At 57.9% G+C, this 24,893-nt stretch carries 18 protein-coding genes and 1 riboswitch; of the genes, 3 read left to right on the forward strand and 15 right to left on the reverse strand.

Annotation, left to right across the window (positions count from 1 at the left end; genetic code table 11):
• Positions 1 to 63: 63 nt before the first annotated feature.
• Together alaS and ltaE are read right to left on the reverse strand one after the other, a co-directional pair.
• Entirely contained in the window at positions 64 to 2,682 is a 2,619-nt protein-coding gene (gene alaS, locus TU84_RS05555; protein WP_048367862.1) for an alanine--tRNA ligase, read from the reverse strand.
• Positions 2,683 to 2,895: 213 nt separating this feature from the next.
• Complete coding sequence (gene ltaE / locus TU84_RS05560) at positions 2,896 to 3,900, reverse strand: low-specificity L-threonine aldolase (protein WP_048367864.1); 1,005 nt, start codon at positions 3,898 to 3,900, stop codon at positions 2,896 to 2,898.
• A gap of 158 nt (positions 3,901 to 4,058) precedes the next feature.
• A riboswitch (FMN riboswitch) is annotated at positions 4,059 to 4,231 on the forward strand.
• 106 nt (positions 4,232 to 4,337) lie between these two features.
• Between ltaE and TU84_RS05565 the strand changes: the two genes are divergently transcribed.
• Positions 4,338 to 4,832, forward strand: coding sequence for a 6,7-dimethyl-8-ribityllumazine synthase (locus tag TU84_RS05565; RefSeq protein ID WP_048367866.1), 495 nt, complete (start codon positions 4,338 to 4,340; stop codon positions 4,830 to 4,832).
• Between the two features lie 85 nt (positions 4,833 to 4,917).
• Here TU84_RS05565 and astE read toward each other — a convergent pair whose 3' ends face one another.
• The 7 genes from astE to TU84_RS05600 form a co-directional block, all read right to left on the reverse strand.
• A complete protein-coding gene (astE, locus tag TU84_RS05570) occupies positions 4,918 to 5,928 on the reverse strand; it encodes a succinylglutamate desuccinylase (protein ID WP_048367868.1) in 1,011 nt (336 codons plus the stop codon).
• Between the two features lie 13 nt (positions 5,929 to 5,941).
• Positions 5,942 to 6,235 (reverse strand): hypothetical protein, encoded by a 294-nt coding sequence (locus TU84_RS05575; RefSeq protein WP_048367870.1) that lies wholly within the window; start codon positions 6,233 to 6,235, stop codon positions 5,942 to 5,944.
• Positions 6,236 to 6,294: 59 nt separating this feature from the next.
• A complete protein-coding gene (gene astB / locus TU84_RS05580; protein WP_048367871.1) occupies positions 6,295 to 7,641 on the reverse strand; it encodes an N-succinylarginine dihydrolase in 1,347 nt (448 codons plus the stop codon).
• Positions 7,642 to 7,794: 153 nt separating this feature from the next.
• Positions 7,795 to 9,264 carry a succinylglutamate-semialdehyde dehydrogenase gene (astD, locus tag TU84_RS05585; RefSeq protein ID WP_174479318.1) on the reverse strand — a complete coding sequence of 490 codons (1,470 nt, stop codon included), beginning with the start codon at positions 9,262 to 9,264 and terminating at the stop codon, positions 7,795 to 7,797.
• Positions 9,261 to 10,298 (reverse strand): arginine N-succinyltransferase, encoded by a 1,038-nt coding sequence (gene astA, locus TU84_RS05590; protein ID WP_048367873.1) that lies wholly within the window; start codon positions 10,296 to 10,298, stop codon positions 9,261 to 9,263. The genes astD and astA overlap by 4 nt, the downstream gene beginning before the upstream one ends.
• Positions 10,299 to 10,353: 55 nt before the next feature.
• Positions 10,354 to 11,373, reverse strand: a complete 1,020-nt coding sequence (gene aruF, locus TU84_RS05595; RefSeq protein WP_048367875.1) for an arginine/ornithine succinyltransferase subunit alpha — start codon at positions 11,371 to 11,373, stop codon at positions 10,354 to 10,356.
• Positions 11,374 to 11,495: 122 nt separating this feature from the next.
• Positions 11,496 to 12,713 carry an aspartate aminotransferase family protein gene (locus tag TU84_RS05600; protein ID WP_048367876.1) on the reverse strand — a complete coding sequence of 406 codons (1,218 nt, stop codon included), beginning with the start codon at positions 12,711 to 12,713 and terminating at the stop codon, positions 11,496 to 11,498.
• A gap of 397 nt (positions 12,714 to 13,110) precedes the next feature.
• Between TU84_RS05600 and TU84_RS05605 the strand changes: the two genes are divergently transcribed.
• Complete coding sequence (locus TU84_RS05605) at positions 13,111 to 17,280, forward strand: leucine-rich repeat domain-containing protein (protein ID WP_157403788.1); 4,170 nt, start codon at positions 13,111 to 13,113, stop codon at positions 17,278 to 17,280.
• A gap of 2 nt (positions 17,281 to 17,282) precedes the next feature.
• On the opposite strand, the gene argR is transcribed toward TU84_RS05605, so the two are convergent.
• The 6 genes from argR to acs form a co-directional block, all read right to left on the reverse strand.
• Positions 17,283 to 18,272 (reverse strand): transcriptional regulator ArgR, encoded by a 990-nt coding sequence (gene argR, locus TU84_RS05610; protein WP_048367880.1) that lies wholly within the window; start codon positions 18,270 to 18,272, stop codon positions 17,283 to 17,285.
• A gap of 127 nt (positions 18,273 to 18,399) precedes the next feature.
• Positions 18,400 to 19,164, reverse strand: a complete 765-nt coding sequence (locus TU84_RS05615; RefSeq protein WP_048367881.1) for an ABC transporter ATP-binding protein — start codon at positions 19,162 to 19,164, stop codon at positions 18,400 to 18,402.
• A gap of 52 nt (positions 19,165 to 19,216) precedes the next feature.
• Positions 19,217 to 19,915 carry an ABC transporter permease gene (locus TU84_RS05620; protein ID WP_048367882.1) on the reverse strand — a complete coding sequence of 233 codons (699 nt, stop codon included), beginning with the start codon at positions 19,913 to 19,915 and terminating at the stop codon, positions 19,217 to 19,219.
• Positions 19,912 to 20,601 (reverse strand): ABC transporter permease, encoded by a 690-nt coding sequence (locus tag TU84_RS05625; RefSeq protein ID WP_048367884.1) that lies wholly within the window; start codon positions 20,599 to 20,601, stop codon positions 19,912 to 19,914. The genes TU84_RS05620 and TU84_RS05625 overlap by 4 nt, the downstream gene beginning before the upstream one ends.
• A 103-nt stretch (positions 20,602 to 20,704) precedes the next feature.
• A complete protein-coding gene (locus TU84_RS05630; protein WP_048367886.1) occupies positions 20,705 to 21,490 on the reverse strand; it encodes an ABC transporter substrate-binding protein in 786 nt (261 codons plus the stop codon).
• Positions 21,491 to 22,227: 737 nt separating this feature from the next.
• Positions 22,228 to 24,183: an acetate--CoA ligase gene (gene acs, locus TU84_RS05635; protein ID WP_048367888.1), complete on the reverse strand. Its 1,956-nt coding sequence runs from the start codon at positions 24,181 to 24,183 to the stop codon at positions 22,228 to 22,230.
• Positions 24,184 to 24,600: 417 nt separating this feature from the next.
• Between acs and TU84_RS05640 the strand changes: the two genes are divergently transcribed.
• Positions 24,601 to 24,864 carry a DUF2790 domain-containing protein gene (locus TU84_RS05640; protein WP_048367889.1) on the forward strand — a complete coding sequence of 88 codons (264 nt, stop codon included), beginning with the start codon at positions 24,601 to 24,603 and terminating at the stop codon, positions 24,862 to 24,864.
• The last annotated feature ends 29 nt before the right edge of the window (positions 24,865 to 24,893 follow it).

The following is a 24,893-nucleotide window of genomic DNA, read 5'->3' on the forward strand; positions in this document are numbered from 1 at the left end:
TAAAGGGCGCCCATTTATCATTCAAACGACGCGCCGCCACTAGACGACGGCGCGTACTGGACCTCAGATACCCTGCTCGACAAATGGCACAGTCAGGGCCAGCGCGGCGTCCAGGGCTGCGGCATCAACACCGCCGCCTTGCGCCATGTCCGGACGACCACCGCCCTTCCCGCCCACTGCTGCAGCGGCCTGCTTCATCAAATCACCGGCTTTGAGTTGGCCAGTCAGGTCTTTGGTCACGCCTGCAACCAGTACGACCTTATCTTCATGAACACTGCCGAGCAGGATCACTGCGCGGCCGAGCTTGTTCTTCAGCTGATCTACCAGCGCCAACAGCGCCTTGCCATCTTGACCGTCCAGGCGGGCGGCCAACACGTTCACGCCTTTTACATCGACTGCCGAGGATGACAGATCATCGCCCGCAGCGCTTGCGGCCTTGGCCTGCAATTGTTCCAGTTGTTTTTCCAGCTGGCGGTTACGCTCCAGCACGGCCGACAGTTTGTCGACCAGGTTGTCACGCGAGCCTTTGACCAGGCTTGCGGCTTCTTTGAGCTGCTCTTCGGCAGCGTTCAAGTAAGCCAGCGCCGCAGCGCCGGTGACCGCTTCAATACGACGAACGCCCGAGGCCACACCGCCTTCGCTGGTGATTTTCATCAGGCCGATGTCGCCGGTACGCTGAGCGTGGATACCACCGCACAGCTCTACCGAGAAATCGCCACCCATGCTCAGCACGCGCACGCTGTCGCCGTATTTCTCGCCAAACAGCGCCATGGCGCCTTTTTGCTTGGCGGTTTCGATGTCGGTTTCTTCTGTCTCAACCGGGGTGTTCTTGCGAATCTCGGCGTTGACGATGTCTTCCAGTGCCTTGATCTGCTCAGGCTTGATGGCTTCAAAGTGGCTGAAGTCAAAACGCATGCGCTGACTGTCGACCAGCGAGCCCTTCTGCTGAACGTGCTCGCCCAGCACTTGGCGCAAGGCGGCGTGCAGCAAGTGAGTGGCCGAGTGGTTCAGCGACGTGGCGTGACGCACATCGGCATCTACGTGCGCTTCAACGGTTTCACCGACCTTCAGGCCACCTGCTGCCACAACGCCGTGGTGCAGGAACGCGCCGCCGGTTTTGGTGGTGTCACGCACGTCAAAACGCGCAGCACCGGCTTGCAGGTAACCGCAATCGCCAACCTGGCCACCGGATTCAGCGTAGAAAGGCGTGCGGTCGAGTACGACCACGCCCTCGTCGCCTTCATTGAGGCTGGTAACTGACTGGCCTTCTTTATAGAGGGCAATCACTTTGGCCGAGCTGTGGGTCGCGCCGTAGCCGATAAACTCGGTAGGCACGTCAACTTTAACCAGAGTGTTGTAGTCCAGACCGAACGAGCTGGCCGAACGCGCACGCACACGCTGGGCTTCCATTTCGCGTTCGAAGCCTTCTTCGTCCACGGTCAGGTTGCGCTCGCGGGCGATGTCGGCGGTCAGGTCCATCGGGAAGCCGTAGGTGTCATACAGCTTGAACACTACGTCGCCCGGCACCACGGTGCCTTTAAGCTCAGCCAGATCCTGCTCAAGGATTTTCAGGCCCTGCTCCAGGGTCTTGGAGAATTGCTCTTCTTCGGCTTTAAGTACGCGCTCGATGTTGGCCTGCTCGCGCACCAGCTCCGGGAAGCTCTCGCCCATCTCGGCCACCAGGGCCGCGACGATCTTGTAAAAGAAGTTACCGGTTGCGCCCAGCTTGTTGCCGTGGCGGCAAGCGCGACGAATGATGCGACGCAGCACGTAGCCACGGCCCTCATTGGAAGGCAGCACGCCATCAGCAATCAGGAAGCTGCACGAACGGATGTGGTCAGCCACGACTTTGAGCGACGCCTGGCCTTCGTTGGCGCAGCCGATCGCTTGGGCGGCGGCTTTCAACAGGCTCTGGAACAGGTCGATGTCGTAGTTGGAGTTCACGTGCTGCATCACCGCACTGATCCGCTCCAGGCCCATGCCGGTGTCTACCGACGGCGCTGGCAACGGATGCAACACGCCGTCGGCGGTGCGGTTGAACTGCATGAAAACGTTGTTCCAGATCTCGATGTAACGGTCGCCGTCTTCTTCTGGCGAGCCCGGTGGGCCACCCCAGATCTCAGGGCCGTGATCGTAGAAAATCTCGGTGCACGGGCCGCACGGGCCGGTATCGCCCATGGTCCAGAAGTTATCGGACGCGTACGGCGCGCCTTTGTTGTCGCCAATGCGGATCATGCGCTCGGCCGGCACGCCCACGTCTTGGGTCCAGATGTCGTAGGCTTCGTCATCGCTGGCGTAAACCGTAACCCAGAGTTTTTCTTTAGGCAGCTTCAATACGCCGGTCAAAAAGGTCCAGGCGAAGTTGATCGCGTCTTTCTTGAAATAATCGCCAAAGCTGAAGTTGCCGAGCATTTCAAAGAAGGTGTGGTGACGTGCGGTGTAACCGACGTTTTCCAGGTCGCTGTTCTTACCACCGGCACGCACGCACTTCTGGCTGCTGGTTGCACGGGTGTAAGCACGTTTTTCTTGACCCAGGAAGCAGTCCTTGAACTGGTTCATCCCCGCGTTAGTGAACAGCAGGGTTGGGTCGTTATTCGGGACCAAGGAGCTCGAAGGGACACGGGTGTGACCTTGCTCCTCGAAGAAGCGAAGGAAGGCTTCACGGATTTCTGCGCTTTTCATAGGTTCTTCCACGGAGGCTGCGGCCAGAGGCAAATCATTGCTGTCAATTGATGGCTATTGCTCAGAAGCGGGACGGATCGGAACCCTTCCTGCCCAGGCAAACAATTCTCATCAATTGACAAATGACTCGCAAAGGGCCGCATTATATCGGCCCTTCGCCTTGGGTACAGTGTGTTTATACGATAGCTGCAAGCAATTGGACAGATTGCAAGCTTATTGACGGATAAAGTCGCGGAAAACCTCGATGGTTTGCTCGATTTGGCTGCGGCTGACGTCCATGTGGGTCACCATGCGCAAGCGCGGCGCGGCACTGAGCTTGATGCCCCGCTCCCCCGCAAAGGCTTTAAGTGCTGCCGCCTGCCCATCAACTTGCACGTAAACCATGTTGGTCTGTACCGGCTCAACGCGATAACCGGCCTCACGCAGGCCATCGGCCAGCCGTTGCGCATTGGCATGGTCATCTGCCAGGCGCGCCACCTGATGGTCCAGCGCATACAAGCCCGCCGCGGCCAGTTGCCCGGCCTGACGCATGCCGCCACCGACCATTTTGCGCAGGCGCCGGGCCTTGCCGATCAATTCAACGGTGCCGCACAACACAGAGCCCACCGGCGCGCCCAAACCCTTGGACAAACACACCGACACCGAATCGAAATGCCGGGCAATTTCGCTCGCGTCCACCCCCAGCTTCACCGCCGCGTTGTACAGCCGCGCGCCGTCCAGGTGCAGCGCCAGGCCGTGTTCGCGGGTCAAGCGGCTGGCCTGCGCCAGATACTCGACCGGCAGCACCTTGCCCTGCATGGTGTTTTCCAGGGCCAGCAAGCGGGTGCGGGCGAAGTGAAAGTCGTCAGGCTTGATTGCCGCCGCCACCTGTTGCAAATCCAGCGAGCCGTCGGCCTGCACCTCCAGCGGTTGGGGCTGAATAGAGCCCAACACGGCCGCACCGCCGCCTTCGTATTTATAGGTGTGCGCCTGCTGCCCCACGATGTATTCGTCACCACGCCCGCAATGCGCCATCAGCGCCAGCAAGTTGCTCATGGTGCCGGTGGGCACAAACAGTGCTTGTGCAAACCCCAAGCGCGAGGCGAGCTCAGACTCCAGCTTGTTTACCGTCGGGTCTTCACCGTATACATCGTCGCCCAGCGGCGCGCTCGCCATGGCGTCACGCATGCCTGTGCTGGGTTGGGTTACGGTGTCGCTGCGCAGATCGATAACACTCATGCAAAAGTCCTCGGCCGTCGGCTCATCAAAGAAATCCTTGTGGCGCAAGAATAGCCTTATACAGGCATCAGAAAATACGATGGCTATTAGCAAAAAGCAGCGATGCATCTTTGAAACATTTGTGATACAAAATGCCCGCTGCCCTGAAACACGGGCGGCAACGTTCTCAGGGCGGGGTGTAACTCCCCACCGGCGGTAATTACGCGCAATGCGTATAGCCCGCGAGCGCTTGGCGCATCAGACAGCTTTTTGGCTGATGATGGGGCAAGGTCAGCAGACCCGGTGTGATCCCGGGGCCGACGGTCATAGTCCGGATGAAGAGAGAACGGGATTGGCGCCAAAGGGCCGTTAACCAGAGGGGGACTCCCCGTCTGCACGTACCCTTAAATCCCATTCGATTCATATGCCCTGTTTTTCACACAAACAGGAGTCAGAACATGCAACCTACCGCTATTCACCACAACGAACGCGTCGCTTTCATCCAGGCCAGCTGGCACAAAGAGATCGTCGATCAGAGCCGTAAAGGCTTCCTGGCCGAGATGCTCGAGCAGGGCTATCAGGAAAGTGACATCGACTTCTTTGAAGTCGGCGGTGCGTTCGAAATCCCGCTGCACGCCAAACTGCTGGCCAAGACTGGCCGCTACGCCGGTATCGTCGGTGCCGCACTGGTGGTCGACGGTGGCATTTATCGTCACGATTTCGTGGCTCAGTCCGTGGTCAGCGGCCTGATGCAAGTGCAGTTGGAAACTGAAGTGCCGGTGTTCTCGGTCAGCCTGACCCCGCACCACTTCCACGCGGGCGAAGAGCACCAGAAGTTTTTCTTCGATCACTTCGTACACAAAGGTCAGGAAGCGGCGAAAACCTGCGTAGACACCCTGCAGAAAATCCGCGCTATCAAGCGTCTGGACAGCCAGCAAAAGCGCGCGGTGTAAGCGCTGAAACCTCCTGTAGGAGCGAGCTTGCCTCGCGATCTTTTGATCTTCAAAAAGATCGCGAGGCAAGCTCGCTCCTACAGCTTCAAGCGAACGCTGTTGCTTTCACCGGCTTGATGATGATCCCCGCCCGCAGGCCGTTCTTGACCTTGGGGTTGGGAAAGATGATCCGTGCGCCCTCTTCCTCGATGACCCAGCGGGTTTTTGGCGTGTCTTGCGCCAACAAATAACCTTTAGGCAACTCAGAAAAATTCTCGATTTCCGGCGGCAAGTGCAGCAGGAACGCGTCGCTGTGCTTGATCACTTCTCGCGCCACGCTGAATATCTGCAAGCCGTCCAGCGACGCGCCTTCCAGCGACGGCTCAGTGCCTTCGATGATCTGCTGCAAGCGTAACTCCAGACGCTCGACGTTAACCCCGTCGTTGTGCCCAAACGGCCGGGCCTTGCCCAGCTCCAGGGTAAACGCCTCGGCACCCAGTTGATCGTAGGTGTAAGCGCTGAACACAATGGAAGGTTTGTTCTGCAACAGCACCGCTTCCATGCCAGCGGCCCGCAGGCGCGCCAGTTGATCGCGGGAATGTTTGCGCCCCTCTTTGTAGGGGTACAAGGCGAATTGCTCAATCTTGGAACCGCGAATGGCCGTGTGCAGGTCGAAATGCAAACGGGTACGCTCGGGGGCATTGAAAAACGTCTCGGCCAGGTGTTCAAGCTCGCAGGCACGCAGGGCTTCTGGCCCGCTGCTGCTTTCATGGCGGCCGTTAAACAGACGATTGAGGTCTTCTTCGACAAACCGTGCGCCCGTGCGCATGGCGCCCGGGTTGCCGAACAAAAACAGAATACGTGCGCGCGGCTTGATCTCACCGCGAGCAATGGCATGGATCAGGCGATCGAGCAATTCGATCGGCGCTGTTTCATTACCGTGGATACCGGCCGACAGCAGCAAGTCCATGCCGTTGTCGCGCGCCTCAGGGGGGCGCACCTCAAGCGCGCCCTCGGCCAGCCAGCGCAAACGCACGCCATCGACAGTCAGTTGAGTTTTCTGGGCCGGTTCACGTCCGGTCAAGGTCAGTTCAAGCAGTTTGCCGAGAGCGAGCATAGGGCATCCTTAATCAGTGATTGCAGTCCGGGCCGTGCACGTGACCGTCTTCGCCATCTTCGTCACTCATGTCAGCCGGTTCCATTTCCAGCTGCAGACTAACAAGGTTAGTGGCCAATGGGCGCAACAACAGGTTGGCGTATTCAGCGTCGCCCTCTTCTACGTCTACACCAATCAGCAACTGGCCACGGCCGTCTTGCTGGATCCACAGCTCTTTACCCTGCCACAGGACCGCGACGCGGGTGCAGGAGGTTTGCAGTTGCGTGCCGTCGGTGTCTTCAAGGATCAGCTGCAGGGAATCGCTCATAATTTCGCTCTCATTGGAAAATCAGGTGGCGCGTGCGCAACAGGCAAACACGCGCAGGGTCAATTGATCTGAAACGGATAAACCGAGCCCAGTTTAAGGATTTGCGTCAGTTCATCCAGTGCCGTCCGGCATTCAAGCAGCAATTGCGGGTCTGCCAGGTCGCTTTCGCGCAAGGCATCGCGGTAGTGCTTGTTCACCCAGCCGGTCAGCGTGTCGTACAGCGGGGCCGACATGATAACCCCAGGGTTGACCGCCGCCAGCTCTGTTTCGTTAAGCGCCACACGCAAGCGCAGGCACGCCGGACCGCCGCCGTTCTGCATGCTCTGTTTGAGATCAAACACCTTCACTTCGCGAATCGGCCCGCCAGCGCTGGTCAGGCCTTGCAGGTAGCTCCAGACACGCGGGTTGGCGCGGCACTCTTCGGGCACGATCAGCAGCATCGAGCCGTCGGCACGGCTGAGCAGTTGGCTGTTGAACAGGTAAGAGCGCACTGCGTCATCGACGGTCACTTGATCGCGCGGCACGCTGATGGACTCAAATGCAGCCCCGCGCGCGGCCAGCTTGCGACGCAACTCGTCGAGCATGGCTTCGGTATTGAGGAAGGCATCCTGGTGATGGAACAGCAGCTCGCCATTACCCACCGCGATCACGTCGTTATGGAACACGCCCTGGTCGATCACCGCCGGGTTTTGCTGGGCAAACACCACGCCCTCCTCGCTCAAACCATGCAGACGCGCCACGGCTTGTGAGGCTTCGAGGGTTTGGCGTGCCGGGTACTTTTGCGGCGCGGGATAACGGCTGTCGAACGCACTGCGCCCGTAGACAAAAAACTCGACCCCGGCCTCGCCGTAGTCACGGCAAAAGCGTGTGTGATTGGCGGCGCCTTCATCACCAAACTGCGCCACTGCCGGCAAGGCCGCGTGGTGCGCGAAGTGCTGCTGATCGGCAAACATCGCGCCCAGCACGCGGCTGGTGGTCGGGTGCTCGATGCTGCGGTGGAACTTGCAATTGAGGTTGGCAGCGGTGAAATGCACACGGCCATCGGCGGTGTCTGCGCTTGGGCTGACCGTGGCGGCGTTGGCCACCCACATGCTGGAGGCCGAGCAACTGGCAACCAGCAACGGCATGGCGTCTTTGGCAGCACGCTCAATCACTTGTGCGTCAGTACCGCTAAAGCCCAGGCTGCGCAAGGCGGCGACATCCGGACGCTCTTGCGGGGCCAGCACGCCCTGGACAAAGCCCATGTCCATCAGCGCTTTCATTTTTTCCAGGCCTTGCAGCGCGGCTTCCTTGGGGTTGGACGCCTGCTGGCTGTTGCTCTGGGACGCGACATTGCCAAACGACAAACCGCCGTAGTTATGGGTCGGCCCCACTAGACCGTCAAAGTTGACTTCAAAGGATTTCATCGGTGAGGCTCCGGCAAACGGTGGTAATAGACAAGGTAGAGCACTTGACCTGTGGGAGCGGGCTTGCTCGCGATGGCATCAACGCGGCTTAACCGTAAAACCGCGCAGCCTGCATCGCGAGCAAGCCCGCTCCCACAGTGACGACATGAGGCCTTAAGACAATCGCACGCCCGGGGTCAGGGCGGCGGGCAGCGCCAGGGTCGGGGTTTCCAGCGACGCGACCGGGTAAGCGCAGTAATCAGCGGCGTAATACGCGCTGGCGCGGTGGTTGCCGGACGCGCCGACACCGCCAAACGGTGCGCTGCTGGCGGCGCCCGTGAGTTGCTTGTTCCAGTTCACAATCCCGGCCCGACTCTCAAGCCAGAACTGCTGGTAGCGCGCTTCGGAGTCCGAGAGCAAACCTGCGGCCAAACCGAACGCGGTGTTGTTGGCCTCGGCAATCGCGGCGTCAAAATCGCTGTAACGAAACACTTGCAGCAACGGCCCGAACAGCTCTTCGTCCGAGCGCTCACTCACGTCCGTCACATCAATAATGCCCGGTGTGAGCAACGCCGCCGTGGTGCTTGGCTGGGTCATGCGCAGCAAGACCTGCGCGCCGCTGTCGATCAGCAGCGTCTGTGCGGCCAGAAGATCTCGCGCCGCTGACAGCGAAATCACCGAGCCCATGAACGGTGCCGGTTGCTGGTCAAACGCGCCCACTTCAATGTCTTTGCTGACCTCGACCAGACGCTCAAGCAGGCGGTCGCCCCACGCGCCTTGCGGCACCAGCAAACGCCGCGCACAGGTGCAACGTTGGCCAGCCGAAATAAAGGCCGACTGAATAATCGTGTACACCGCGGCGTCCAGGTCTGCCACCTGATCGACCACCAGCGCGTTATTGCCGCCCATTTCCAGGGCCAAAATTTTGTCCGGGCGCCCGGCGAACTGTTGATGCAGGCTATTACCGGTACGGCTGGAGCCGGTGAAGAACAACCCGTCGATGCCCGCATGAGCGGCCAACGCGACACCGGTCTTGCGCGCACCTTGCAACAGGTTCAGCACGCCCGCCGGCAAACCGGCTTCGATCCAGCATTTGACCGTCAGCTCAGCGACTTTAGGGGTCAGCTCGCTCGGCTTGAATACCACGCTGTTACCCGCCAGCAACGCCGGGACGATATGCCCGTTAGGCAAGTGGCCCGGGAGGTTGTACGGGCCGAACACCGCAACTACGCCGTGGGGTTTGTGGCGCAGCACCGCCGTGGCATCGCCCAGCGGGCCGCTTTTTTCACCGGTGCGCTCGCGGTAGCTTTGTACCGAGATCGCCACCTTGTTGATCATGCTGGTGACTTCGGTGGCCGACTCCCACAGCGGTTTGCCGGTTTCTTCACCGATGCAGCGGGCCAGTTCATCAGCGTGATTTTTCAGGCTCGCGGCGAAGGCTTCGAGCACGCTCAGGCGCTCTTCGAAAGACCGCTTGGCCCAGGCCGCAAATGCCTGACGCGCAGCTTTGACCGCTTCGCTCACCTGCTCGGCATTGGCCGCGTGGCCCGTCCACAGCACCTGCTGGGTGACCGGATTCAGCGACTCGATAATTTCGCCCTGACCGTTCTGCCAGGCGCCTGCGATATACAACGTGCTCATTATTTGGACTCCCGCGAAGCGGCTGGCTGGGCAGATAACGGGACGGCGCGCACTTGATCGCCTGCACTCAGTTGCAGACGCTTGGCGGTCAGTTTGTCGACCACCAACGTGCCGGCCGCCAAACGTGCCGGGGCAGCGGTGATGCGGCACTCTTCGCGTTTGCGGTTATGAATCAGATACGCCGGGGCGTCATCGCCCGGTGTGCCGATGGCCAGCACCAGCGCTTCACTGTCACGCACCGCGCGAATCTTGGTGGTTTCGCATTCCACCGCCGGGCCCGCGTCGAAAATATCGACGTACCCCTGATAACTGAAGCCTTCGCTTTTGAGCATGTTCAGGGCAGGCTCGGTGTCGGTATGCACCTTGCCGATCACCGCGCGGGCGCTTTCGGACAAGAAGCACGTATACACCGGAAACTTGGGCATCAGCTCGGCGATAAAGGCTTTGTTGCCCACGCCGGTCAGGTAATCGGCCTGGCTGAATTCCATTTTGAAAAAGTGCCGCCCCAGGCTTTCCCAGAAAGGCGAGCGGCCGTTCTCATCTGACATGCCGCGCATTTCGGCAATGATCTTGTTGCCAAACAGCTCGGGGAATTCAGCGATAAACAGCATCCGCGCCTTGGCCAGCATGCGGCCGTTAAGGCCATTGCGGTGATCGGCACTGAGAAACAACGAGCACAGCTCAGAGTTGCCCGTCAGGTCGTTGGCCAGGAACAGGGTCGGGATTTCGCGGTATATGTTCAGTTCCTGGGAGGCGCTGACGGTCAGGCCAACCCGGAAGTTGTACCAAGGCTCACGCAGGCCGACGGCACCGGCAATGGCCGAAATCCCCACCACTTTGCCGTCGTCGTTTTCGAGCACGAACAGGTAGTCGGCATCGGCGCGTTCAGCTTCGCCACGAAAGGTTTTTTCAGCCCAACTGACACGGTGCAACAGGCGCTGTTCATTGGCCGGCAAGGTGGTCAGGCCGGTGCCCGTGCTGCGGGCCAGTTCAATCAGGGCCGGTAAATCACTACTGCGTACAGGACGAACGATCATGCTATCTCCTTAAACAGGGCTCGCGGGCGAACCCCGTGACACTCGCTCAAACGCGTTAAACCGCAACCACTCGTACGCTGACGCCTTCGCCAACGCCGAGCGCTTCGGCCGCTTCCAGATCCAGCGTGACCGGCTTGCCCGGCGCCCAGTCGAGCTCCAGCAAGACGGCGCGGTAGTCCTGCAACTGGGCATTGGCCACCAGATACGGGCGACCGCCACCGCGAATCGGCTCACCGATCTTGACCGGCACCACGCGGCTTTGAGCAATCGAGCGGATGCCCGAGACCCGCGCATGCAGGGTCGGGCCGCCGTCGAAAATGTCGATGTAATGATCGGTTTCAAAACCTTCACGCATCAAAATGTCGAAGGTGATTTGCGCACGCGGGTGCACCTGGCCCATGGCTTCCTGGGCAGTGTCAGGCAACAGCGGCACGTAAATCGGGTAATGCGGCATCAGCTCGGCGAGGAAGGTGCGGCTTTTCAGCCCGCACAGGCGCTCGGCGGCGGCGTAGTTCAAGTCGAAAAAGTTGCGGCCGATGGCGTCCCAAAACGGCGAGTCGCCGTTTTCATCGCTGTAACCGACGATCTCGGTGACCACCGAATCGGCAAAGCGCTCCGGGTGGTTGGCCACAAACAGCAGGCGGCCTCGGGAGTTGAGTTCGGACCAGGCCGTGCCCACCAGATCCGGGACCACATAAAAACTGGTCAGCAGGCTGTTGCCGGTCAAGTCGTGACACTGCGACAGCACGTGGATCTTGTTGTGGATCTTCAGTTCGCGTGAGGCGTGAACGAAGGTCTCGTTACGAAAACTATAAAAAGGCTCGGAGTACCCGGCCGACGCGACGATGGCCGAACAGCCCACCAGCTTGCCTGCGGTGGTGTCTTCAAGGACGAAGAAGTAACTTTCTTCGCCATTGAAGCTGACTTCAGCGGCAAACGAGGCTTCGGAGGCGGCGATCTTGTCGCGCAGACGGTCGAGGTCGTCCGGCAATGAAGTGACACCAATCGGGCTGTCCGCAGCCAGACGCTGTACCTCGCTCAGGTCAGCCATTTGCGCGGGGCGCATCACCAGCATGGTGTCACTCCTTAATCCAGAAAATAAAAAATGGGGCCCTGTGGGGGCGAGCCTGTCTCACAGTCTTTTAAAAGATTAAAAGATCGCGAGGCGAGCTCGCTCCTACAGGGTTATGGCGTGGATCAGGCGGTCAGGTGTTTGATGGCACGCTCAAAACGATCCAGGCCTTCGGTGATGTCTGCTTCTTCAACCACCAGGCTTGGGGCGAAACGCACCACGTCCGGGCCGGCTTGCAGGATCATCAGGTTTTCTTTTTCAGCCGCATTGAATATGTCTTTGGCGCGGCCTTTCCAGGCATCGCTCAAGACGCAGCCCAGCAACAGGCCCAAACCACGCACTTGGGTGAATACGCCGTACTGCTGGCCGATTTGTTCAAGGCGGGTTTTGAACAGTTGATGCTTGGCCTCAACGCCCTGCAATACGTCCGGGGTGTTGATCACGTCGAACACGGCATTGCCCACCGCGCACGCCAGCGGGTTGCCGCCGTAGGTGGTGCCGTGAGTGCCGACGACGAGGTGCTTGGCCAGGTCTTCGGTGGTCAACATGGCCGCGATCGGGAAACCGCCGCCCAGGCTTTTGGCGCTGGTGAGGATGTCCGGGGTCACGCCGTAGTGCTGGTAGGCAAACAGGTGGCCGGTACGGCCCATGCCCGTTTGCACTTCGTCAAACACCAGCAAGGCATTGTGCTGGTCGCACAGTTCGCGCGCGCCTTGCAGGTAAGCCTGCTCGGCTGGCAATACGCCGCCTTCGCCCTGGATGGGCTCCAGTACCACGGCACAGGTTTTGTCGGAGATCGCCGCTTTGAGCGCGTCGAGGTCGTTGAACGGGATGTGCGTGATGCCGGTGATTTTTGGACCGAAACCGTCCGAGTACTTCGACTGCCCGCCCACGTTGACGGTGAACAGCGTACGGCCGTGGAAGCTGTTGAGGGCCGCGATGATTTCGTATTTCTCATCACCGAAACGGTCGAACGCCACGCGACGGGCCAGCTTGAAGGCAGCCTCGTTGGCTTCGGCGCCGGAGTTACAGAAGAACACGCGCTCAGCGAAGGTGGCGTCTACCAGCTTTTTAGCCAGGCGCAAGGCAGGCTCGTTGGTGAACACGTTAGACACGTGCCACAGGTTGTTGGCCTGCTCGGTCAGTGCGCCTACGAGCGCCGGGTGGGCGTGGCCCAACACGTTAACCGCGATGCCGCCTGCGAAGTCGATGAGTTCGCGCCCCGACTGATCCCAGACTCGGGAACCGGCGCCACGCACAGGAATGAAAGCAGCAGGTGCGTAGTTCGGAACCATGACCTGATCGAAATCGGCGCGTTGCACCGGGGCTTGCTCAACGGACATCGGAGTCTCCTGATGAGAAACGCCTGCCTAAAATGGCGAGCGATGGGGGGATTGTAAGGACAGATGGTGATGCGGCCTTGCCGCCAAGCGACAACTTCTTATAGCGCCAAACCCCGGCTTAACCGGGTTTACAGCAATGCGACATATTGCGTCGCAAAGACGCAGTTTAAACGCTGAGCGCGCCAAACGGCAGCACGACAACAGGTTGATTTATGCCGTGCCTGGCAGGGCGAGCCGGCACCTGCGGCTAAACCCTTGAGCGGGGGCTATTTATTTATTGCGACGGGGCATATTTACGATACGTCGGCCCCCTCTTCTAGCAGGTATTTGCGCTTTTTAAAAACGTCATCGCGGCTGATCTTAATCGCTCTAATTCCTTGATTAATCAGGTGCTTTCATGCCCAACAGCGATCTTGAAGGTCTGCCCCCACAGTCACCGCTCACACAAAACACACCTCATAGAGAGGCACATTTTCTGCCCCATCATGCCCAGATCACCCACACCCTACCTCAGTGGTTAACACGGGCGCCCTCTCACAAACAGCAAGCACTCAAGGCTCTCAGGCCTAACCCGATGCACTGGCCGAAAGGGCTTTCGATTTCACAGCAAAACGCCCTTGATCACGCGCACATTAATAGCTGGAAAACCCACCAGGATGCTGAGCAGGAACTTGAAAACCTCAAAGATGTTTACGCCTTCGCCGAACCTTTGCTCTTACAAGCATTGGTCGAGCGCTTTCAGGTGGACTCTGCGCTCAATCTGAAAAACACCTTCATCAACCTCTACCTCCCCCTGACAACGCCGCTGTTGGGCCTTAAAACCGGGGCATTTAAAAACTGGCGCGTGTCCATGCTGGATGCCGCCCTGCATAACTTTGAGGCTTTTGAAGCACAGCCAGACGCTCACTCACCTGATTCCGGATTTATTACTCGCCCAAGCGCAGGCGGGCAATACCAGATTTTGGAGACGCTGACCCGACAAGTGCCGATCCCGGCTTTCATTACGCTGTGCCGTCAGCTGGATATCGGCAAACTGTACAAGGCTCATCTGGACAATGAGCTGATCCTTTGTGAGCCTGACAAAGCATTGCGTATCAAAACAGCTGTTCGCCAGCACTTGAGAACGGCGCTTGTCGCGGCATCGCATCATGCGCTCGCACACAAACAGATCACGCAAAACATCCATGATGCGCTTTGCAATCCGGCCCAAGCGCCGGGCTGGACGAACCAGACACCACCGACACTCTATCCTCACAGCATGACGCTACTGGGCAGCGCGCTGACCGGGGTGTTGGTTTTTTCTACCCAAACGGCTCCAGCGTCACTGCAAGGGGAAGTCATCGCCTACCTCCCTGATGACCCGCAGCAGCCTGTAAAGCGTCACGCTTCAATGACCGCTTTCGTCAGTGACCTGGCAATAAAATTACGCGATGACAGCTACCAGCAATACTTCAGCCGTTTTATTGACCACAAGGAACTAGAGCCGTTTTTAACGACCCTCAGGAGCAAACTTTTCATTACCCAGATCGACCCGGCACACGTGCCTAAAGGGGAAGGACGGCCTGAAGACTTCCCTCTTGTTATTCGATCAAGCCTTGTTGAGCACCCTGTTCTCAATTTCACGCTGCTCAACATCTATCAGGACTACAGCGAATACCTGTTCATCCAAAAACGACGAAAGCTGCTTGAAGATGCCCCCTTGCTGGCTGTCAGTACCGACACGGAAGATCAGAAAACACGCCATGATCGCCAGCAACGCCTGAAAAAAATCGGTGAGTGGGCCGTCAACGCGATTGAGATTGCGGGCTCTTTTTTCATCCCGGGTCTGGGTGAGTTGATGATGCTGCAAATGGCATATCAGATCCTTGATGACACCTATGAGGGCATCAGGGACTGGACCCAGGGTAAAACCATTGAGGCCTGGGACCATTTATTCAACGTTCTGTCCAGCACCGTCCAAATTGCAACCCTGAGCATTGGCAGCAAAATAATCGCTGATGTCCTGAAACCCACGCCCTCTTTCGTCAAGGGTTTAAAACCCGTCACACGCCATACGGGTGAAAAGCGCCTGTGGGATCCGGCCCTGACGCCTTACCAACATCCGACAGACCTGCCCTCCAACACGCCCGCCAACGACCTCGGGTTAATGCTGCATGAAGACGCACAGTTTCTATCTCTCGAAGACCGCACTTACCGCGTTGAACAAGAACCCCAAACACTGCGATACCGCATCAAGCATCCTTCTCGAACACAGGCCTACTCGCCGCGATTGCGGCATAACGGGTCAGGTGCCTGGACAGTCGAAACAGAGCAACCGCTCAATTGGGATGATTTGAGACTCTTCAAACGCTTGAACCGAACCGCAGCCTCTTTCTCTGACATCACCGCCTCACGCCTTTTGGCCATCACTCAGACCGATACGGCTGCGCTGCGCAGCCTGCATGTCGATGCGCTGCCCACACCCGGCTTGCTTGCCGACAGCATCCAACGCTTCAAAATTGACCAGGACCTGCAGTATTTCATCGAGCACATGCAAAGCCGTGACCCTTTGGTTCAGCAACTGGCAGACCCTCAAACCCAGTTGCAACTGTTGATCAGTGATGAGATGTGGAGCGCGTCCAAAAACTTACGGGTCGTCAATGAACACGGTGAAACCGTGGTGCACTATCCTTCCGAGTTCTCTACAGCCGAGCACATTGAAATCACAGATGAGCAGGTACGAGGGGGCCAATTACTGAAAACCGTCCTCCAGGCACTGGATGAAAAAGACATAAAGCACCTGCTCGGCGTTAGTCCAGCGATGGCCGACCCGCTACCTAATCCCACCGAACAAATGACCCTGCTCTGCAACCGACTGGCACGCCTGGCACACAAAAAGCGCAACGACTTGTTCGCATCACGTTATGCCTCGTTGCAAAACAGCGCTAATGCAGAGGTCAAATTGCTGCAGACGAGCTTTGCGCAACTGCCGACACCGGCAGCGCAAGAACTGATCTGGAATGCCCAGGGCGATGAAATCCTGCAACTGCTTAATGAGCGAATCATCCCCGAACGCCTGCAAGAGCTCGCACTCGAACAGGTCTACGAATCAAGGGTCAACCGCGCCTTCGAAGGCCTTTTTCTCGACTCTACGCATAGCGCAGACAGCGAGTGGCTCACGCTGAAAACGATTGAATCGCTACCTGGCTGGTCAGACAACCTGCGCCTTGAAATTCGCGACGCCAGCTTTGACGGTCCACTGCTCAACAGCCTTGGAGGCGAGCATGCCCCGATACGCAAAGTGTTGATCAAGTCACAAAACCTCTATAGCGCACGGGATGCGCAGGGCCTGGAGCTGCATGGGCCAGATGATCTGTATGCGGCTTTATTGCACGCACTGCCGGATGCAGAGCGTGCTCAATTGGGATTTCCCCATACTTACCAGGGTAAAGCCCTGAAAGCCGCTGTACGCGAGCATCCTCTGCTGCAACGTCAACTCGTCAGAGCACGCGTAGAACCCTCGCGCACTGCGCTAGATATAAACCCAGAGGCCCGCCCACGACTCAAAGCCACCGCTTACCCTTTATTAGGTGCCGACGCCCCAGGCCAGCCACCCAGCGCACTCGAGCGCCGCGTGAACGAGCTTTACCCCAGCCTGAATCGGCAAGAGCGGCTAAGAGTCATTCGTCACCTGCCCGCTGACCCGGCCGCGGCAGATCAAACCTTGACCGATCTGGGACAATCACTGGAAAGGCTGCGTGATGATTTGGAAGTGTGGACTGTCGACGCACCCGCAACTAACCAGCGAACCGGCGAGTTAATACCGCCAGTTGCAAGAATGGCGATTGTTCAAGACCGACGTGCATTCAGCAGAGAACTCGAAAGATGCTGGCGCAGACAAACAGCGTTCGACAATCACTACGCAGACCCTACCCGAGATGGTTTTGAGCTGACGTTTACACGAACAATATTAGATAACATGCCGAGTATTGATGCCGACTTCAGCCACGTAACTTACCTGTCCTTGAGAGGATCCGGCCCCGTTACTGGCGTTAACGAGTTCTTGCAAAACTTCCCAAGATTACGCGTATTGAAACTTCAAGGCTTTGCTCTTGATGCAGTGCCAGAGTCGCTGCCCTCAATGCAGAACTTAACTGAGTTGTATCTCGAAGACAGCAACATCACGCTCACCCCCACAGCAGCCCAGGCCTTATCCGGACTGGAAAACCTGGAACACATCGATCTTGATGGCAACCCGCTTAACCTCACGCCTGACTTCAGCAATATGCAACACTTGAATTCAGTGTTCCTGAGCAACACTGAACTCAGCGAGTTCCCCACATCCCTTTTGGGGTTGCCCGAAATTGAAACGATAGATCTGAGTGACAATCTCATCATTGATTTACCGTCAGAACTTTTCGAGGCCCCGGCATTTATCACCGAAGCGCTCGATTTGGCAGGAAACCCCTTGTCCGAAGCGAGCCTGAACCAGGCGCACCTATATTTCAGTCAGACCGGTATTGATATGAATATTTCATTCGACGATCTGGAGCCCATCGCTGTCGATGTCGTCGAACCTGAACAGTAGTTTCAGCCTCGCTCAGCAGGCACCGAGGACAATTCAAACGGGCTGCTGCTGCGGCGCTGGTTGCGGTCTTCGCGTGGCGTGGCACCGAAGAAGTTGCGGTAGGCACTGGAGAAATGCGGCCCCGAGGAGAACCCGCACGACAAGCCGATCTGGATGATCGATTTGCTGGTTTGCATCAACATCTGACGCGCCTTGTTCAAGCGCAGCTCCAGGTAGTACTGGCTAGGGACGCGATTGAGGTACTGCTTGAAGATGCGCTCCAGTTGACGACGGGAGACGCACACATGCTGAGCGATTTCGTCCGTGGTCAGCGGTTCTTCAATGTTGGCTTCCATCAGCAAAACGGCTTGGGTCAGTTTCGGGTGGCTGGAACCTAAACGGTTTTGCAAGGGAATACGCTGGCGTTCACCGCCTTCACGAATGCGCTCAACCACAAGTTCTTCAGACACCGCACCCGCCAATTCAGCACCGTGGTCGCGGGCCAGCAAGGCGAGCAACAGGTCCAGTACCGACATGCCGCCACAGGCGCTCAAGCGATCACGGTCCCAGTCAAACAAGTGGCTGGTGGCAATCACCTTGGGGAAGCGCTCAGCGAAGTCATCCTGCCAGCGCCAGTGCACGGCTGCACGGTAGCCATCGAGCAAGCCCAGTTGTGCCAGCGGGTAAACCCCGGCCGACAACCCGCCAATCACGCACCCGGCACGCACCAATTGCTTGAGCGCACTGCTGAGTGCCGGGGCAATGGCGGCGGGTGGCTCATCGGCCACCAGAAAGAGCTTCTGGCACCCTTCAAGCTTCCCGGCCCATGGCTCACCGGGTAATTGCCAACCCCCTGCCACGACGTCGGTCGGTGCTTCTGCTTGCAGAAACACCAGCTCGTAAGCCACTTCGGGATGCACCCGTTGGGCGACCCGCAAGGCCTCCTCGGCCAGCGCAAGCGTCAATGCTTTGGTGCTGGGCCAAATCAGGAAACCTATTCGATGGGCAGTCATGGCATGCAATCCGAAACGAAAACAGTGTTAATGCCGAAGGTGGCAACAACCAAGCTAGATCCGCCACCGCGTTTTCCGGGAAGCATGCACTAAGTTGGTGCAAAAAGCAGTCTCACAATCCATTAAATTACTTGAGGCTGCCCGACAAGAACTGCTGCAAACGCTCGCACTGCGGGTTCACCAGCACTTCACGCGGGTTACCGCTTTCTTCAACCACGCCTTTGTGCAGGAACACCAACTGGTTGGACACTTCGCGGGCAAATCCCATTTCGTGAGTCACCACCACCATGGTCCGGCCTTCCAGGGCGAGGTCTTGCATGACCTTCAATACGTCGCCGACCAGCTCCGGGTCCAGCGCCGAGGTCGGCTCGTCAAACAGCATGACCTCTGGCTCCACCGCCAACGCACGGGCAATCGCCACACGCTGCTGCTCACCCCCGGACATATGCCCGGGGTAGGCGTCTTTACGATGGGACACGCCGACCTGGTTGAGGTAATGCTCGGCTTTTTCCCGCGCTTCGACCTTGGACATGCCCAGTACGTGCACGGGCGCTTCCATGATGTTTTCCAGCGCGGTCATGTGCGACCACAGGTTGAAATGCTGGAACACCATCGACAGGCGCGAACGCATGCGCTGCAACTGTTTAGGGTCTGCCGCTACCAGGGCGCCGTCCTTTTTCGCGACCAGTTTGAGCTCTTCGTTGTTGAGCAAAATCTTGCCGGCATGCGGCTGCTCAAGCAGGTTGATGCAACGCAAAAAGGTACTTTTGCCTGAACCGCTGGAACCGATGATGCTGATCACATCACCTGCCTTTGCAGCCAGAGATACGCCTTTCAGCACCTCGTGACTGCCGTAGCGCTTATGCAGGTCTTGGACTTCAAGTTTGTACATGCTGTCGGTTCTCACAAAAACAGTGGGTCAGACGTTGAGCGCGGCTCAACACTCAGGCCTTGCGCGGGGCCATGTAGCCCAGCCAGCGGCGTTCTGCCAATTTGAACAGGCGTACCAGAATGAAGGTCAGGCACAGGTAGAACGCACCTGCGGTGATGTAGGCTTCAAACGGCAAGTAATACTGCGCGTTAACGGTACGCGCAGCGCCGGTGATGTCGATCAGGGTCACGATGGACGCCAGACTGGTGGTCTGCAGCATCATGATCACTTCGTTGCTGTATTGCGGCAGCGCCCGGCGCATGGCCGACGGCAGCAAAATACGGCGATACATTTTGCTCGGGGACATGCCCATCGCCTTGGCGGCTTCGATCTCGCCATGGGGCGTGGCCTTGAGGCTGCCCGCAATGATTTCGGCGGTATAGGCGCTGGTGTTGATCGCAAACGCCAGGCACGCACAAAAGGTTGCACTGGACAGCAAAGGCCACATAAAGCTTTCGCGCACGACTTCAAACTGGGCCAGGCCGTAGTAGATCAAAAACAGCTGCACCAGCATCGGCGTGCCGCGAATCACGTAGGTGTAGAGCCACGCCGGGAAATTGACCCACGGGCGCTTGGACACCCGCATCAGGCCCAGCGGCAGCGCCACCAGCAAACCAAAGAACAGTGAAATGCCCAGCAGCTTGAGGGTTTCAACCATGCCGCTGAGGTACAGCGGCATGCTGTCCCAAATGACGTTGTAGTCGAAGATCATAGCTCAGCCACCTTTACGCCGACCGAGTAGCGCTTTTCAAGTTGTCGCAACGCCAGCAGCGACACACTGGTCATTACCAGGTACAGCGCGGCCACCGCGAGGAAGAACGTAAAAGGCTCGCGGGTGGCATCTGCCGCCTGCTTGGCCTTGAACATCATGTCTTGCAAGCCGACCACCGAAATCAGGGCCGTGGCTTTGGTCAACACCAGCCAGTTGTTGGTAAAGCCCGGAATCGCCAGACGGATCATCTGCGGCACCAACACCCGGAAAAACACCTGGAAACGGCTCATGCCGTAGGCCACACCCGCTTCTGCCTGACCTTTGGGGATCGCCATAAAGGCACCGCGAAAGGTTTCGGACAGGTACGCACCAAAGATGAAGCCCAAGGTGAACACGCCAGCCGAGAAGGGGTTGAGGTCGATGTAGTCGTCGTAGCCCACCAGCGGGGCGACGTTGTTGAGCAGGTTCTGACCGCCGTAGAAAATCAGCAAGATCAGCACCAGATCGGGAATCCCACGAATGACCGTAGAGTACAGATCGCCCAGCCAAGCCAGCCAGCGCACTGGCGACAGGCGCATTGAAACACCAATCAGACCTAGAACAATGGCCAGGGCCATGGACGACAAGGCGAGCTGTAGCGTCAGCCAAGCGCCATCGAGGATGACAGCCCCGTAGCCTTTCAACATGATTCAGGCCCTCGAAAAAAAGCGTGAAAATTAGGATGAAAAAATGGCGCAAACTTCAGGGACTCTGTCGCTTGCGCCATTTCAGACTTACAGCCGCGATGATTTACTTGGCTTCTGGGCCGTAAATATCGAAGTTGAAGTATTTTTTCTGGATTTCGTCGTACTTGCCGTTTGCACGGATATCGGTGATTGCACGGTCGATTTTGTCTTTCAGCTCTTTGTCGCCTTTACGCACGGCGATACCGATGCCGTCACCGAAGTACTTGGCGTCAGTGAACGAAGGACCTACAAACGCGTAGCCTTTGCCAGCCGGGGTATCGAGGAAGCCTTCCTGCAACAGGGTGGCGTCAGCCACGGTGCCGTCCAGACGACCGGCTTCGATGTCCAGGTAGATTTCGTTCTGCGAGCTGTAAGGCACAACAGTGGCGCCTTTAGGAGCAAAGACTTCTTTGGCGAAACGGTCGTGAATCGAACCGCGCTGCACGCCGATCTTCTTGCCTTTGAGCTCTTCCAGCGAATCAGAAACGGTTGTGCCGTCCTTCAGCACCAGGCGAGCCGGGGTCAGGTAGTAACGGTTGGTGAAGTCCACCGACTTCTTGCGGTCGTCGGTGATCGACATTGAGGACAGGATGGCGTCGATCTTGCGCACTTTAAGTGCCGGGATCAGACCGTCGAACTCTTGCTCGACCCACACACACTTGACCTGCATCTGCTCACACAGAGCGTTACCGATGTCATAGTCAAAGCCCACAATGCTGCCGTCCGGTGCCTTGGAGGCAAACGGAGGGTAAGCGGCTTCAATGCCAATTTTGAGCGGCTTTGCATCAGCAAACGCCTGCAAGGACAGCACGGACAGTGCCAGGGCGCCAAGAAGCACGAGTTTCTTCATCTTAGGACTCCATCGGTAAAGGGCAATAAATGCAGAGTGAGCCTGAGCCCAATATGCGGAGGTTAAACCGGGAATGCGGCGCCACGTCCTGTTGGTGTTGAAACGAGTTCAGCACTACGACAACGAGCGAGTGATCGGCATTCTAACGACAGGCTTCAAGCCGTTATTTCTTCAATGCGACAACATATTACAAATGCACCGAGAAAGGCGGCTACAAGCATTGACAGCTCTTCGAATTCGTGCAAGAGCAAAAGATATAGAACCTATATGAGTTGCAAATAGCGGGCCTATTATTCGCAAACCCTTCTATTCCGGCAAGTGTAGCCTTTAATCTAATTTTTTAAGGGTCGCCCGAGCGCTCTAAAACGGTGCCTTTGGTGTCACATAGCCCCGTTTTTGGGCGCACGGTTACACATGGGGTAACACCTGAATAAACCCCGGACCCCGCAGGAGTGGCCGCCCCGTCTTCGACGCCGCGCTGTCGCGCAGCAAACAGGCCGCCGATAATCGTCAGCATCCCCCAATCAGCTCCCTCTCCTACGGGAGAGGCGTGGTGAGGGGGCTCTTAGATCAAGATCAACAGATCGCGAGGCAAGCTCGCTCCTACAGGGCCTTAGGAATCAATCACTTATTTGTGTTTGATAGGAGCCGCCGATGGTTGGGCGGGGATTTGATCGGCCAAATAAAAAGCCCCGCCTGACAGCGTCAGGCGGGGCTTTGTTACAACGAAGGAGGCGTCAGGCGACCTTCATGCTCTTGTGGGTGTCGATCAGGTGTTGCACCACGCCCGGATCCGCCAGGGTCGAGATATCGCCCAGGCCGTCATATTCACCCGTGGCAATTTTGCGCAGGATACGGCGCATGATTTTGCCCGAGCGGGTTTTCGGCAAGCCCGGCGCCCACTGGATGACATCGGGCGAGGCAATCGGGCCGATCTCCTTGCGCACCCAGTTTTTCAGCTCCTGACGCAGCGCCTCGCTCGGCTCTTCGCCACCATTAAGGGTGACGTAGACATAGATGCCCTGCCCTTTAATGTCATGGGGCACGCCGACAACAGCCGCCTCAGCCACTTTGGAGTGGGCAACCATCGCGCTCTCGATTTCTGCTGTGCCCATACGGTGGCCAGACACATTGAGCACGTCGTCCACACGACCGGTGATCCAGTAGTAGCCGTCTTCATCGCGGCGCGCACCGTCGCCAGTGAAGTACATGCCGCGGAAGGTCTTGAAGTAGGTGTCGACGAAACGGTCGTGATCGCCGTACAGGGTACGTGCCTGGCCCGGCCACGAATCCAGAATCACCAGATTGCCTTCGGCCGCACCTTCGATCAGGTTGCCCAGGTTGTCCACCAGCCCCGGCACCACACCAAAGAACGGACGCGCAGCAGACCCCGGCTTGAGCGCATGGGCGCCCGGCAGCGGGCTCATCATGCACGCGCCGGTTTCGGTCTGCCACCAGGTATCCACAATCGGGCAGCGCTCTTTGCCGACCGTGGTGTAGTACCAGTTCCAGGCCTCAGGGTTGATCGGCTCACCCACCGAACCCAGCAAGCGCAAGCTTGAGCCGTCTGCATCTTTAACCGCCGCCTGCCCTTCGGCCATCATGGCGCGAATGGCGGTGGGCGCGGTGTAGAGGATATTGACCTTGTGCTTGTCGACGATTTTCGACACGCGGGTAATGTCCGGGTAGTTCGGCACCCCTTCAAACAACACGGTGGTCGCGCCGTTGGCCAGCGGGCCGTAGACGATGTAGGTGTGGCCGGTGACCCAGCCCACGTCTGCCGTGCACCAGTAGACTTCGCCCGGACGGTAATCGAACACGCGCTCGTGGGTCAGCGCGGCATACAGCAGGTAGCCACCGGTGGTGTGCTGCACACCCTTTGGCTTGCCCGTGGAGCCCGAGGTATAAAGGATGAACAGGGCTTCTTCGGCGCCCATTTCTTTGGGTGCGCAGTGGGTCGAAGCCACGGCCATCAAATCGTGGTACCAGATATCGCGGTGCTTATACCAGGCGATGTCGCCGCCGGTACGCTTGAACACGATAATTTTCTGCACGCTGGAGGTGTCAGGGTTGGTCAGCGCCACGTCGACATTGGCTTTCAATGCCGTGCGTTTGCCGCCACGCACACCTTCGTCAGCGGTGATCACCACTTTCGATTTGCAGTCGATAATCCGCCCGGCCAGCGCTTCGGGCGAGAAGCCGCCGAACACCACCGAGTGGATCGCGCCAATGCGAGTACAGGCCAGCATGGCGACAACCGCCTCTGGCACCATCGGCATATAGATAGTCACAACGTCGCCACGGTGAACGTCCTGGCCGCGCAAGGCGTTGGCCAGCTTGCACACTTCTTCGTGCAGTTCACGGTAGGTAATGTTGCGCTGTTCGGAAGGATCGTCGCCTTCCCAGATAATCGCGACCTGATCACCGCGCTCGGCAAGGTGGCGGTCCAGACAGTTGTAGGAAACGTTGAGAGTGCCGTCGGCAAACCATTTGATATCGACATGGTGGTCGTCAAAAGAGGTTTGCTTCACGGTGGTGAACGGCTTGATCCAGTCCAGACGCTTGGCCTGATCACGCCAGAAGCCATCCGGGTTGATGACCGATTGCTGGTACATCGCCTTGTAGGTCGCCTCGTCAGTCAGCGTATTGGCTGCAACTTCAGGGCGTACGGGATACAGGGAAGCGGCACTCATGTTTCATACCTCTATATTTGTAGTTGTTGTTTTATGACCCTGTTTTAGCCGGGCCTTGGCGTGAGATCCATTCGACGTTGGTAGTAAGAAACACCCAGAAAAACCATGGTTTTTCCGTGCAAGGCTCAAGACCGATGCTTACAGCGCTTTACCCCGCGCCGACGGATTTGAAATACCTGTAAACACCGTCTGTTTTCGACGATTGTTGCAGAATCTGTCAACAGTCTTTATCAAAAGCCCCTCTATATGCCCGCCCGGCAGCGGCCTAAAATTCACCTCGCCAACCAAGGCACCGCGATTAACGCAAGTTACAGCCCCCACGAAGGCATGTTTAATCGCTCTTACTTAAACCAAGTTTCACACGCAGCCTCACAAAGGCCGCGTGACCCCATTCGACCCTAGACAGGTAAATACGAAATGAAAGCGTTGTTAGTTCTGGCCCTCAGCAGTGTGTGTGTTAGCGCGTTTGCTGATGAAGCAAGTACTCAGGTCTCGCACCAGCAACCGGTTGTAGAACACTATTCCTACTCTTCCGAACTTGATATTGCCAAAGTGATTTCCATGAGCGAAATCCCTAATGTTTGCGAAGTAGTACCGGCCCGCATGGTTTACGAAGACTCGCAAGGCATCAAGCACACTCTCGAATACCGTGTCATGGGTAACGGTTGCTCCAACGGTTAAAGAACATATTATCCCCCAGCGATATGCGG

The organism is Pseudomonas helleri, from assembly GCF_001043025.1.
Taxonomy (GTDB): domain Bacteria; phylum Pseudomonadota; class Gammaproteobacteria; order Pseudomonadales; family Pseudomonadaceae; genus Aquipseudomonas; species Aquipseudomonas helleri.

Coding starts and splice junctions, on each gene's coding strand:
- TU84_RS05605 (WP_157403788.1), top strand. CDS start 13,111: ATGCCCAACAGCGATCTTGAAGGTCTGCCCCCACAGTCACCGCTCACA.
- TU84_RS05615 (WP_048367881.1), bottom strand. CDS start 19,164: ATGTACAAACTTGAAGTCCAAGACCTGCATAAGCGCTACGGCAGTCAC.
- ltaE (WP_048367864.1), bottom strand. CDS start 3,900: ATGAGTGTTATCGATCTGCGCAGCGACACCGTAACCCAACCCAGCACA.
- astA (WP_048367873.1), bottom strand. CDS start 10,298: ATGATCGTTCGTCCTGTACGCAGTAGTGATTTACCGGCCCTGATTGAA.
- TU84_RS05630 (WP_048367886.1), bottom strand. CDS start 21,490: ATGAAGAAACTCGTGCTTCTTGGCGCCCTGGCACTGTCCGTGCTGTCC.
- TU84_RS05625 (WP_048367884.1), bottom strand. CDS start 20,601: ATGTTGAAAGGCTACGGGGCTGTCATCCTCGATGGCGCTTGGCTGACG.
- TU84_RS05575 (WP_048367870.1), bottom strand. CDS start 6,235: ATGAGCGATTCCCTGCAGCTGATCCTTGAAGACACCGACGGCACGCAA.
- TU84_RS05565 (WP_048367866.1), top strand. CDS start 4,338: ATGCAACCTACCGCTATTCACCACAACGAACGCGTCGCTTTCATCCAG.
- TU84_RS05640 (WP_048367889.1), top strand. CDS start 24,601: ATGAAAGCGTTGTTAGTTCTGGCCCTCAGCAGTGTGTGTGTTAGCGCG.
- acs (WP_048367888.1), bottom strand. CDS start 24,183: ATGAGTGCCGCTTCCCTGTATCCCGTACGCCCTGAAGTTGCAGCCAAT.
- astB (WP_048367871.1), bottom strand. CDS start 7,641: ATGAAATCCTTTGAAGTCAACTTTGACGGTCTAGTGGGGCCGACCCAT.
- aruF (WP_048367875.1), bottom strand. CDS start 11,373: ATGCTGGTGATGCGCCCCGCGCAAATGGCTGACCTGAGCGAGGTACAG.
- astE (WP_048367868.1), bottom strand. CDS start 5,928: ATGCTCGCTCTCGGCAAACTGCTTGAACTGACCTTGACCGGACGTGAA.
- TU84_RS05620 (WP_048367882.1), bottom strand. CDS start 19,915: ATGATCTTCGACTACAACGTCATTTGGGACAGCATGCCGCTGTACCTC.
- TU84_RS05600 (WP_048367876.1), bottom strand. CDS start 12,713: ATGTCCGTTGAGCAAGCCCCGGTGCAACGCGCCGATTTCGATCAGGTC.
- alaS (WP_048367862.1), bottom strand. CDS start 2,682: ATGAAAAGCGCAGAAATCCGTGAAGCCTTCCTTCGCTTCTTCGAGGAG.
- argR (WP_048367880.1), bottom strand. CDS start 18,272: ATGACTGCCCATCGAATAGGTTTCCTGATTTGGCCCAGCACCAAAGCA.